The sequence below is a fragment of the Microbispora sp. H10830 genome (assembly GCF_014161375.1).
GTDB classification, from domain to species: Bacteria; Actinomycetota; Actinomycetes; order Streptosporangiales; family Streptosporangiaceae; genus Microbispora; species Microbispora catharanthi.
This window is the reverse complement of sequence record NZ_JABBWX010000015.1, coordinates 123,538-135,864: the sequence shown is the minus strand read 5'-3', so window position 1 is coordinate 135,864 and position 12,327 is coordinate 123,538. Positions and strand designations below refer to the sequence as shown.

At 72.3% G+C, this 12,327-nt stretch carries 6 protein-coding genes; 2 read left to right on the top strand and 4 right to left on the bottom strand.

The window, feature by feature from the left end:
• Window positions 1-110 precede the first annotated feature (110 nt).
• Genes HHX35_RS32440 through HHX35_RS32425 form a run of 4 tightly spaced genes read right to left on the bottom strand, consistent with a single transcriptional unit; the run spans window position 111 to window position 4,570 of the window.
• Window positions 111-1,433 (bottom strand): GH1 family beta-glucosidase, encoded by a 1,323-nt coding sequence (locus HHX35_RS32440; protein ID WP_220506154.1) that lies wholly within the window; start codon window positions 1,431-1,433, stop codon window positions 111-113.
• 4 nt (window positions 1,434-1,437) lie between these two features.
• Entirely contained in the window at window positions 1,438-2,676 is a 1,239-nt protein-coding gene (locus tag HHX35_RS32435; protein WP_182902468.1) for a 2-oxo acid dehydrogenase subunit E2, read from the bottom strand.
• Window positions 2,673-3,650 (bottom strand): alpha-ketoacid dehydrogenase subunit beta, encoded by a 978-nt coding sequence (locus tag HHX35_RS44830; RefSeq protein WP_182902467.1) that lies wholly within the window; start codon window positions 3,648-3,650, stop codon window positions 2,673-2,675. The genes HHX35_RS32435 and HHX35_RS44830 overlap by 4 nt, the downstream gene beginning before the upstream one ends.
• A complete protein-coding gene (locus HHX35_RS32425; protein ID WP_310739458.1) occupies window positions 3,647-4,570 on the bottom strand; it encodes a thiamine pyrophosphate-dependent dehydrogenase E1 component subunit alpha in 924 nt (307 codons plus the stop codon). The genes HHX35_RS44830 and HHX35_RS32425 overlap by 4 nt, the downstream gene beginning before the upstream one ends.
• A gap of 545 nt (window positions 4,571-5,115) precedes the next feature.
• Here HHX35_RS32425 and HHX35_RS32420 point away from each other — a divergent pair.
• Both HHX35_RS32420 and HHX35_RS32415 read left to right on the top strand, forming a co-directional pair.
• Window positions 5,116-10,740 (top strand): non-ribosomal peptide synthetase, encoded by a 5,625-nt coding sequence (locus tag HHX35_RS32420; protein ID WP_310739457.1) that lies wholly within the window; start codon window positions 5,116-5,118, stop codon window positions 10,738-10,740.
• Window positions 10,737-12,326 carry a class I adenylate-forming enzyme family protein gene (locus tag HHX35_RS32415; protein ID WP_182902464.1) on the top strand — a complete coding sequence of 530 codons (1,590 nt, stop codon included), beginning with the start codon at window positions 10,737-10,739 and terminating at the stop codon, window positions 12,324-12,326. Before HHX35_RS32420 ends, HHX35_RS32415 begins: the two co-directional genes overlap by 4 nt.
• The last annotated feature ends 1 nt before the right edge of the window (window position 12,327 follow it).

The window sequence follows — 12,327 nt, the reverse complement described above, 5'->3', positions numbered from 1 at the left end:
GCGGAACCGCCTCGCCCACCGGGCCGGCTCGCCGGGCTGTTGCCGGGCCCTGTTCATCGGGCCCTGATCGTCCGGCCCTGATCATCGGGCCCGTGCGGCCCGCAGGGGTGTCAGCGCAGTTCGCCGCTCTTCACGACGTCGCGGTACCAGAACGCGCTGTCCTTGGGAGTGCGCTGCTGCGTCGTGTAGTCCACGTGCACGATGCCGAACCGCTGGCTGTACCCCTCGGCCCACTCGAAGTTGTCGAGCAGCGACCACACGTGGTAGCCCTCGACCCGCGCGCCGGCCTCCATGGCGCGGTGCACCGCGTTCAGGTGGTCGCGCAGGTACGCGATCCGTCGCGCGTCGCGGACGCGGCCGTCGGCGTCGACCCCGTCCACGGTGGCCAGGCCGTTCTCGGTGATGATCATCGGCACGCCGGGGTAGTCCCGCTGCACCCGGACGAGGATGTCGTGGAGGCCATCGGGGTAGATCTCGAGCCACTCGGCCTGGGCCCGCTCGTGCAGGAAGACCCGCTCGCCCTTGCCGTCCACGAAGACCGGGGTGTAGTACTGCACGCCGAGGACGTCGATGGGCTCGCTGATGACGCCGAGGTCCCCGTCGAGGATGTGGTCGGCCATCGGGCCGCGCTCGGAGATCCAGCGCAGCGTGTCCTCGGGGTAGCGGCCCTTGAAGACGGGGTCGAGGTAGAGCCGGTTCTCCAGCCCGTCCTGGTGGTGGGCCGCCTCGCGCGCCTCCGGCGTGTCGTCGGCCGCGTAGGTGGGGTGCAGGTTGAGCGCCGGCCCGATGCGGCGTCCGGGGTGCCGCTCGTGCAGCACCCGGGAGGCGAGGCCGTGGGCGAGCAGCAGGTGATGGCAGGCGACGAACGCGCGAGCGTCGTCCTTGAAGCCCGGCGCGTGGCTGCCGAAGCGGTATCCGCAGTCGACCACGGTCTTGGGCTCGTTGATCGTCAGCCAGTCCCTGATCTCCAGGGCGTCGAAGCAGATCTCGGCGTACTCGGCGAAGCGTTCGGCCGTTTCCCGGTTCTCCCAGCCCCCTCGGTCCTGCAGTTCCTGCGGCAGGTCCCAGTGGAAGAGCGTGGCCATCGGCCGGATGCCGCGTTCGGCCAGCCCGTCCACGAGCCGGCGGTAGAAGTCGAGGCCCTTCTGGTTGGGCCTTCCCGAGCCGGTCGGCTGGATCCGCGGCCAGGCGATGGAGAAGCGGTAGCTGCCCAGGCCCAGATCGGCGATCAGGTCCAGGTCCTCGTTGTATCGGTGGTAGTGGTCGGCGGCGTGCTCTCCGCTGTCGCCGTCGCGTACGTTGCCGGGGACCGCGCAGAAGGTGTCCCACACCGAGGGCCCGCGGCCGTCCTCCGTGGTCGCGCCCTCGATCTGGTACGCCGCGGTGGACGCGCCCCAGACGAAGTCGGCCGGAAACCGTGCGGGTGAGTTCATGGCTTCATCCATTCTCGGTGAGGAAACGCGCGGGTGATTCGAGCGCCGTGCGGAGTTCGCCGAGGAACTCCGCGGCATCGCGACCGTTGATGAAACGGTGGTCGTATGCGAGGCCTATTGTGGCGGTCCTGCGTACGGCGAAGCCCGAACCGTCCTGGACGACCTCCGAACGCGGCGCGGTCAGCGAAAGCGCGCACGTCTGGCCGGGGAAGACGATCGGGACGGCGAACACGATGCCGTCGTGCGTGTGCAGGGTGAGTGTGATGGCTCCCCCCTGGAGGTCGCGTTCCCGGAACGACCCGGTGAGCGCCGTCTTGCGGAAGCCGACCAGATCGCCGGCGATCTCGGCGAGCGGCCGGTTGCCGGCGTCGCGGACGACCGGGATGAACAGCCCGCGGCCCACGTCGACCGTCACGCCCACGTCGGCGGTGGCGGCCCTTCTCGCCCGCGGGCCGGGGCCGGGCGCCGCGAAGAACATCGGGAAGCGGTCGAGCAGCCCGCCGGCCGCCTTCACCACCATCTCGGGCAGGCCGACCAGGGTGCGCAGCCGGCGGGTGAGGTCGCGGGCGAGCGACAGGACCTCGGTCACGTCGACGTTCATCGCCGTGAAGGCCGCCGGGATCTCGCGGAGGGAGCGCTCGACGACCTCGGCCGTCCGCTGCTGCGCCCGCGACAGCGTGATCCACTGCGCGTCGTCGTCCCCGCCCGCTCCGGCCGCCGCCGGGGCGTCGCCGGTGACGGCCGCGGGGGAGGGCGGCGCCTGTCCGCCGAGCAGTTCCTCGACGTCGGTCCGCCTGATCACCTTGCGGCCGAGGGCGTACACCCGCTCCATGGCGATGCCGTGCGCCTCGATTAGTTCGCGCGCGGGCGCCGTGACGACCACGCCGGAGGGGTCGCCGGGCGGCGCCGGGGTCTCCGGCGTGCCCGGGTTCTCGTCCGCGGCCTCCTGAGCGGTCTTCTGGGCGGCCTCCCGCGCGGGTTCGCCCGCGGTGTCCCCGGCGGCCTCGTCCGCGCTCCCGAGCAGGCGGGCGATCACCTGTCCCGGCTCGCACTCGGCCCCCTCGGCGAGCAGCCGCCGCAGGACGCCGTCCGCCGGGGCCTCGACCTCCTCGGTCGCCTTCGACGTCTCCAGCAGCACGATCGGATCGCCGTCCCGCACCGCCTGCCCGTCCTCGGCCAGCCACTCGACCAGGACGTACGACGTGTCGTTGTTGTTGAGCTTGGGCACCCGGAAGTCGGTCACGACAGCGCCTCCCTCACCGCGGCCCGGATGCTGTCGGCCTGCACGAGCACCTCACGTTCCAGATGGGGGGCGGCGGGGATCACCCCGTCCGCCGAATTTATTAGCGTGATCGGGCGGCGCAGGCGGTCCCACAGGCGCGGGTAGAGCGCCGTGGCCACCTCGGCCGCCCAGGTGCCGCCCTCGGTTCCGTCGTCCACGACGCAGACGTGCGGCGCGTCCTCCAGTCCCGGCAGATGGGGCACGGGGTAGAGCTGGGCGGGCACCAGCAGCTCGCAGACCAGTTCGTCCTCCAGGAGCAGCGCCCGCATGGCGTCGAGCGCCCGGTGGACGAGCCCGCCATGGGTGACCAGCGTGCAGTCGGGACGGCCCGCGCCGTCGAGGTACACCCGCGCCACGTCGTCCACCAGCTCGAACCGGAACAGGTCGTCCGTGCGGTACATCTGCCGCGTGTACAGGACCTTGTCCTCGAAGAACAGGCAGGGCCGGCCGAGCCCGAACATCCGGGCGAACAGCTCGCCCGCGTCGTGGAACGGCGTCATCTCGAACAGGGACAGCCCCGGCACGCCGATGAAGTGCTTCTGCGGGTTCTGGCTGTGGGTCGGGCCGTAGCCGCGGTTGCCGCCCGTGGGACAGCGCACCACGAGCGGCACCGGCACGGGCCTGCCGTACATCGAGGTGGACTTGGCGGCGAAGTTCGTGATCTGGTCGAACGCCAGCGCCACGAAGTCGGCGAACATGATCTCGACGATGGCCTTGTCGCCGGCCAGGGCCAGCCCGGCCCCGACCCCGGCGATCGCGCCCTCGCTCAGCGGCGTGGACCTCACGCGGGAGCCGAACCGGCCGGACAGCCCCCGGGTGACCTTGAACGCGCCGCCGTAGGGGTCGCTGACGTCCTCGCCGAGCAGGTGGACCGAGGGGTCGGACTCCATGAGATCGTGCAGCGCCTGGTTGAGGTGCTCGGAGACCCTGGTCACGCCGCTCCCCCCGGCCGGGAGAGGGGCCGGGCGGAGACCTCGGCGACCACCCGCTCGACGAGCTCTCGCTGCTCCCGGTCGAGCCGGGCGAACCGCTCGGGATCGGCCTCGGCGTATCGGTCGTACCAGTCGGACTCCTGTGCCCGGCGGATCTCCTCCGGCGAGCGGGTGTCGTCGCCCTTGCTGTGCGGTCCGAGGCGGTGCGTGGCGAACTCGACGACCAGCGGGGACGGCTCGGCCCGCACGGCGTCGACCAGCGGGGCGAGGGCCTCCCTGATCTCGCCGACGTCGGTGGAGGTGACGTGGTGGTGCCGGACGCCGAAGGCCGCCGCCCGGGCGGCGATCGTGCCGGCCATCTGCGCGGACGTGGGGGTCGACTGGGCGATGCCGTTGTGCTCGACCACGACGAGCAGCGGCACCCGCCAGAGGGACGCCATGTTCAGCGCTTCGTAGACGGCGCCCTCGCCCCAGGTGCCGTCTCCGATGTACGCGCAGGCCAGCGCTCCCGTGCCGGCCAGTTTCAGTGCCACCCCGGTCGCCACGGGCAGGCTCTCGCCCTGCACGCCGGTGGACAGGAAACGCCGGTGGTAGATGTGCTGGCTGCCGCCGACGCCCCCGCACAGGGCGCCCTCCCGCCCCATGATCTCGGCGAGCAGGCCGTGCGGGTCGGGATGGCGGGCGAGGAAGTGGCCGTGCCCCCGGTGGTTGCTGAACACGAAGTCGTCGTCGCGGAGCAGGGCCGACAGCGTGACCGGGATGTACTCCTGCCCGAGGCAGGTATGGGTGGTGCCGCTCAGCACGCCCTGCTCGAACAGGCGGAGCAGGGCGCGTTCGAAGTGCCGGATGAGGAGGAGTGAGCGGAGATCCCCGTCGTTGAGGGCATGCCGCGGGCTCCGGGGCGGTGCAGCGGTGACGATCACAGGTGGTCCGCTCCTGGTGCGTCTCTGGTCGAGGGCGCGCTCGACGCCGGGCCCCGCTGCCCGGGACAGGAGCACCAGCATCCGTGGACAGGAGCGCCAGCATCATTGACAGGAGCATCCTGTCTGGGAGCGCTCCCACGGAGGGTAGGTGCGGTAAGGAGCCCTGTCAATCCCTGGCCATACGGTGAATTTGGGAGATTACGACCGCATTGTCCGTGATCTGCGGCAATATCCTCACATTCCCCGCCTTGGGGCTAATAACGGACAGAAACTTCCACGACACTTGACGAACGAAAGCCGTGATCCCTAGCCTCCACTGCCGTGGGAGCGTTCCCACTACCGCGTCCGAAATGGGGGTTACCGGCGCGAGCGGCCAGTGTATTCCGTGCCGCGCCAGGCACCAGGCAGGAAGCTCACCGGCGGTGATTCCGTCGCCGGATCGTTGGTCGTCCGCGTCTTCGCATCGAATCGCCGGCGTACCGGGCGCAGAGCGCACAGAGGAATGCCATGTTCTTAATGCAAATTTCAACCGAGGTGCCGGCGTCGTGACCCGGACCGGCCTCTCACCGGCCAAGCAGGCGCTACTGGCGCAGCGGCTCAGGGCCGGGAAAGCCGCGAGGGTCACCGTGCCGCCGCGGCCGGTCGGCACCCACCCGCCGCTTTCGCACGCGCAGGAGCGCCTGTGGTTCCTGGAGCAGTACGCCCCGGGCACCACCGCCTACACCGTCGCCTTCGCCGTCCGGCTGGACGGCGGTGAGATCGACGACGCGGCCCTGGAGCGCGCCCTCACCGAGGTGGCCCGGCGCCACGAGAGCCTGCGCACCCGGTTCGTCACCACCGACGACGGGACGCCGGAGATCGTGCTGGACGACGAGCCCCTGGTGGAGCTGCGGCTGGTCGAGCTGCGGCTGTCGGACGACCCCGCGACTGTGCAGGAGGACGTACAGGAGGAGCTGAGCCGGCCGTTCGACCTCGCGACCGGCCCGCTGCTGCGGCTGCTCCTGGTCCGGCTCGGCGCCCGCGAACACGTGCTGCTCCTGACCATGCACCACGCCGTCACCGACGGCTGGTCGTGCGACATCGTGATGGAGGAGCTGCTCGCCCTGCACGAGGCGTACCGGACCGGGACCGACGCCGGTCTCGCCGCCCCGCCCGTGCAGTACGGCGACTACGCGCTGTGGGAACGCGAACGGACCCACGAGGACGACATCCGTTACTGGCGGGAGCGGCTGGCCGGGCTGCCGCCGCTCGAGCTGCCGACCGACCTGCCGCGCCCGCCGGAGCAGGGTTCGGCGGGGGCCGCCCACGGCGTCGCGCTGGACCGCGAGCTGGTGGACGCGCTCACGGCGCTGGGCGGGGAGAACGGCGCGACGCTGTACATGACCCTGCTCGCCGCCTACCAGGTGCTGCTCGCGCGGTACTCCGGCCAGGACGACTTCGCGGTGGGATCGCCCGTGTCGGGGCGTGACCTGCCGGAGCTGGAGCGGGTCGTCGGGCTCTTCATCAACTCGCTGCCGATGCGGGCCGACCTGTCCGGCGACCCGACCTTCACCGAGCTGCTCGGCCGGGTGCGCGAGACGGCGCTGGACGCCTACGCGCACCAGGAACTCCCCTTCGACCGGCTGGTCGGCGAGCTCGGCGTCGAGCGCGACGTGAGCAGATCGCCGGTGTTCCAGGTGATGTTCGCGCTGCAGAACTACCGGTCGGCCCCGCTGCGCACCCAGGGCCTGACCATGTCGGCGTACCCGTTCGAGGTGACCGCCAGCAGGTTCGACCTCGCGCTCTATCTGATGGACCAGGGCGACGGCCTGCGCGGCAACATCACCTACCGCACCGAGCTGTTCCGGCCGGCCACGATCGCGCGCCTGGCGGAGTGCTTCGAGAACCTGCTCAGGTCGATCGTCGCCGATCCCCACGCCCGGGTGTCGACCCTGGAGCTGCTCCCGGCGGCCGAGCGCGACCGCGTGCTCGGGTTCGCGGGAGCGGCTCCCGAGGCCGTGGCGCCCCCGGCGGACGCGTTCGGCGGGGCGTCGGCGCTCCATGAGGTGATCACCGCCCAGGCGGCCCGCACCCCGTCCGCGACCGCCGTCGCCTGCGGCGGCGACGCTCTCACGTACGCCGAGCTGGACGCCGCGGCCGACCGGCTCGCCCGGCGGCTGCGCGGGCTCGGCGTGCGGCGCGACGACCGCGTGGCGATCTGCCTGGAGCAGTCCACCGGGCTCGCGGTCGCGGTGCTCGGCGTGCTCAAGGCGGGCGCGGCCTACCTGCCGCTCGACCCGGAGCACCCGCGCGGCCGGCTCGAGTACGTCCTGGCCGACGCCGCCGCGTCCATCGTCGTGACCAGCCCGGACCTGCGCGACCGGCTGCCCGACGCGATCACCGCCGTGCACCTCGACGAGGAGGCACAGGAGCCGGTGGACCCCTGGGAGCCCGCGGCGCCGGGCGACCTGGCGTACGTGATCTACACCTCCGGCACCACCGGGCGGCCCAAGGGCGTCGCGGTGCAGCACCACGAGGTCATGGTCTACCTCGCCGGCGTGCGCGAGCGGCTTGACGTGGAGCCCGGCTCGTCCTTCGCCCTGCTCCAGTCCCTCGCCTTCGACTTCGGCGTCACGGTCTTCTACCTGTGCCTGATGACCGGCGGCACCCTGCACCTGGTGCCCTCGCGCACCGCCGGTCCCGAGCTGGCGGAGATCTTCCGGCGGACCGGGATCGACTACCTCAAGATCACGCCGTCGCATCTGGCCGCCTTGCTCGCGGACGCCGGGCCTGACGACCTGCTGCCCAGGAAGCTGCTGCTCCTGGGTGGCGAGGCGGCCCCGCGCGGCTGGGCGGCCGAGCTCGAGGCGACGGGCCGCTGCCGGGTCGTCAACCACTACGGGCCGACCGAGGCCACCGTCGGCGTGACCACCTACGACGTCGCCCGGCTGCCCGCTCCCGACGGCCCGGCCGAGGCGAGCGTGAGCCTGCCGATCGGCTCGCCGCTGCCCGGGGCGCGGGCGTACGTGCTGGACGAGCGGTTGCGGCCGGTGCCCGCGGGAGTGCCGGGGGAGATCTACCTCGGCGGCGACCGGCTGGCCCGCGGCTACCTGAACCGTCCCGGCCTGACCGCCGACCGGTTCCTCCCCGACCCGTACGGCCCGCCCGGCGCGCGCATGTACCGCACCGGCGACCTCGGCCGGTGGTCCGACGCGGGCGACCTGGAGTTCCTCGGCCGCCGCGACCTGCAGGTGAAGATCCGCGGTTACCGGGTCGAGCTCGGCGAGGTCGAGTCGGTGCTGGCCGACCATCCGGACGTCGCCCAGGCCGTGGTCGAGCCACGCGGCGAGCAGCTCGTCGCCTACCTCGTCCCCGCCGCCGCCGGGAACGCCGAAAGCGCCGTGGACGGCGCGCGGCCGGAGACCGCGGACGTGCGCGCGTGGCTGGCCGACCGGCTGCCCGCGTACATGATCCCGTCGCGGTACGCCTGGCTGGACGAGCTGCCGCTCAAGTCGCACGGCAAGGTGGACCGCTCGCGGCTGCCCGAGCCGGAGGCCGACGTGGCGGCGGCCGAATACGTCGCCCCGGCGCCCGGCGCCGAGGAGGACGTGGCCCGCGTCTGGGCGGAGGTGCTGGACGTCGAGCGCGTGGGGGCGCTCGACGACTTCTTCGCCCTGGGCGGCCACTCGCTGCTGGCGATGCGCGTCATCGCCCGGCTGCGCAAGGCGCATCCGGACCGGCAGATCACGGTGCTCGACGTGTTCAAGCACCGCACCGTCCGTGAGCTGGCCCGGCTGCTCACGGCCGAGGGGGACGTGCCGCGATCCCTGCTGCACCGGCTCACCCCCGCCCGGGCCGCCACCACCACCCTGGTGTGCGTGCCATACGGCGGGGGCAGCGCGGTCGTCTACCAGCCGCTCGCGGACGCGCTGCCGGACGACTGGGCGCTCTACTCGGTCGCCGTGCCCGGTCACGAGCTGGGTGAGGAGGCCCGGCCGTTCGACGAGGTCGTGCTCGACTGCGTGGCCGAGATCTCCGAGATCATGGACAGGGACGGCGGCTCGCTCGTGCTGTACGGCCACTGCGGCCTCGGCGTCATGCTGTCCGCCGAGATGGCCCGGAGGCTGGAGGCGGACGGCCGCACGGTGGACGCGCTGTACCTCGGCGGCGTGTTCCCCTTCGCCCGCCCGGGCCGCGGGCTGAACTGGCTCGGTGCCTTCTTCGACCGCCTCACCAGCGACCAGCAGCGGGTCAACGCCCTGACCGCGGCCGGGCTCGACGTGGAGGACCTCGGCCGGGAACAGGTCAAACTGATCGTGCGCAACCGCCGCGAAGGCACCCGCGCCGCCGAGCGGTACTTCACGCGGATCTTCGAGGAGGGCGGCGGTCCGGCGCTGCGCGCGCCGGTGATCTCCGTGGTCGGCGAACGCGACCCGGCGGCCGAGTTCTACCAGGAACGTTACAAGGAGTGGCACTGCCTGTCAGACGAGACGGCGTGCGTCGTCCTCGACGAGGCCGGGCACTTCTTCCTGCGCTACCGCAACGAGGAGCTGGCCGAGATCGTCACCGGCACCTACGCCGCCCTCGCCTCCGGGCGTACGGAGGGGATGGAACGGGACGAGGACCGCACCTGGTGGCTGCAGGGCGTCTCGCGCCGGTCCGCCGCGGCCAGGGCCCAGATGGACGCGGCCCAGGTGGACGCGGCTGAAACCGGCGCGGCTGAGGCCGAGGTGAGCGGGACGCAGGACGAACCGGACGGCGCGGTGGGCACGCCGGTGCGCGTCGGCCCACCGCCCAGCATGCGGCGCTTCCTCGTCGTCGCGGCCGGACAGCTCGTCTCGATCACCGGCTCCGCGCTGACCGAGTTCGCCATCCCGCTGTGGATCTACCTCACCACCGGTTCGCTCGCCCGGTTCGCGCTGTTCTCCGTGCTCGGACTGCTGCCCGGCATGCTCGTCGCGCCGCTGGCCGGAGCCATCGTCGACCGGTTCGACCGGCGCAAGGTCATGATGGCAGGGGACGCGGCCGCCGGCGGCACCCAGCTCGTGCTGGGACTGCTGCTGTGGACCGGGAACCTGCAGACCTGGCACATCTATCCGCTGCTGGTCTGCCTGTCGGTCGCGCTCACCTTCCAACGGCTCGCGTACGGCTCGGCGATCCCGCAGCTGGTGCCGAAACGGTTCCTCGGGCACGCCAACGGCGTCGTCCAGATGGCCACCGGCACCGCGCAGCTCATCGTGCCGCTGATCGCGGTCGGGCTGATGGCGGCGATCGGGCTGGAGGGCATCCTCGTCATCGACGTGGTCAGCTACGTCGTCGCCACGCTCACCGTCGCGCTGATCCGCTTCCCGGCGACGATGGCCTGGAAGCGGCGGGAGAGCGTGCTCGCCGAGATGATGGGCGGCATCCGCCACTCCTGGGGCAACCGGGGCTTCCGCGCGATGCTGTTCTATTTCGCGGTGCTGAACATCTTCCTGTCCCCGCTGTTCATGATGATCTCGCCGCTGGTGCTGTCGTTCGGGTCGCTGGCCGAGGTCGGACGGGTGTCGTTCGCGGGCGGGCTCGGCGCCTTCCTCGGCGGCCTGGCCATGGCCGCCTGGGGCGGACCGCGCCGCAGGCGGTTGCTCGGCGTGCTGCTGTCCACGCTCGCCCTGTCGGTGTTCTGCCTGCTGACCGGGCTGCGCCCGGACCTGTTCCTCATCGCGGTCGGCGCGTTCGGCATGTCGCTGTGCCTCACCCTGCTGAACGGCGTCTACGCCACGATCATCCAGGTCAAGGTGCCGCAGCGGTTCCACGGCCGGGTCATCGCGCTGAACACGCTGATCGCCTGGTCCACCTTGCCCATCGGGTTCGGCCTGGTCGCGCCGTACGGCGCGCAGGTCTTCGAGCCGCTGCTCGCTCCGGACGGGCCGCTCGCGAGCACGGCGGGCGCGGTGCTCGGCACCGGCGTCGGCCGCGGGATCGGCTTCATGTACGCCTGCTTCGCGGTGGCGATCGCGGTCATCGCACTGGTCGCGCTGCGGATCCGGGTGCTGCGCCGGTTCGACACCGACGTGCCCGACGCCCTGCCGGACGACGTCGTCGGCTACCAGGCCCTGACCGAACGCATCGCGGCCGCCCGTACGGACGCACGGGCGGACGCGCGCACGGACACACGGGCGGCCCGCGAACCCGAGAAGGAGCACGCATGACGGGGACGACGAGGACGACGAGGACGCGGGGCGCGCCCGCGCTCACCGTGCCGGAGTTGCTGCGGCTGCGCGCGGGGCAGGAACCGGACGGCGTCGCGATGATCGTGGAGGGGCACGGGACGCTCACCTTCGCCGAATGGGACCGCAGGTCGGCGGCGCTCGCCGCCGGGCTGGCGGACCGGGGCGTCGCTCCGGGCGACCGGGTGGCGCTGCACTTCGGCAGCCGCGACTGGATCGACTTCGCCGTGGCGTTCTTCGGGGTGCTCAAGGCGGGCGCGGTGGCCGTGCCGATGTCGGACCGGCTGGCGCCCGCCGAGCTGCGTTACATGATCGAGCACTGCGCGGCGTCGGCGGTGCTGCTCGGCCGGGACCTCACGGCGCCGTCGGGGCCGGGGCCTGTGGAGAGGGCCGGGGAGCCGTGGACCGCGACCCCGGCGGAGCTGGAAGCCGGCTTCGGGGCGGAGACGGCGCAGGAAGGACCGCGGGTGCGGCCCGGCGACCTGGCGCAGATCCTCTACACCTCCGGCACGACCGGGCGGCCCAAGGGGGTCGGCGCGAGCCACGCCAACCTGGCCTACGGGTGCGTCACACAGCCCAAGCACCGCAGGTTCGCCCACTCGCGCCACCTGCTGCACGCCTTCCCGATCGGCACCAACGCCGGCCAGACCATGCTGATCAACGCGCTGGACGCCCGGCCGACCGTGCTGACCCCGGCGAGGTTCACGCCCGGCCGGTTCGCCCGGCTGATCGAGACCTACCGTCCCGGCACGGTGTTCCTGGTGCCCTCGATGGCGATCGAGCTGCTCGACGCCGGGCTGCACGAGCGGCACGACATGTCCAGCGTGGTGCTGCTGGGGTCGGCGGCGGCCGCGCTTCCCCCCGCCCTGTCGGAACGTCTGTCGGTGGCCTTCCCGAACGCGACCGTGACGAACTACTACACGTCCACCGAGGCCGCCCCCGCCCAGACGATCATGATTTACGACCGGACGCGGCCGGCCGCGCTGGGGCGGCCCGCGTTCGGCGGCTCGCTGCGCATCACCGACGAGGAGGGCAACCCGCTCCCGCCCGGGGAGACCGGCGAGGTGTGGATGCGGTCGCCCACCGCCACCCGGTCCTACTACGGCGACGCCGAGGCCAGCGCCCGGTCGTTCCGCGACGGCTGGGTGCGCATGGGAGACGTCGGATACGTGGACGCCGACGGCTACCTCTACCTCGTCGACAGGGAGAGCGACGTGGTCAAGACCGGCGCGTTCAAGGTGTCCACGCTGCAGGTGGAGGCCGCGCTTCACGAGCACCCGGGGATCGCCGAGGCGGCCGTGTTCGGGCTCCCGCATCCGGTGCTGGGCTCCGTGCTGGGCGCCGCGGTCGTGCCCGGCTCGCCCCGGTCGCCGGGACAGTCGGCAAGCCTCGGGTTGTCGGAGAGCGAGGTGCGCGCCTTCCTGATGGACCGGCTGGCCTGGCACGAGCTGCCCGAACGGGTCCTCGTGGTCGACAGCCTGCCCAGGAACCAGTCAGGCAAGGTCATCAAGAAGGAGCTGCCCGCGCTGCTGGGCGACTCCGTGATCAGCACGACGGAAGGCAAGTGAG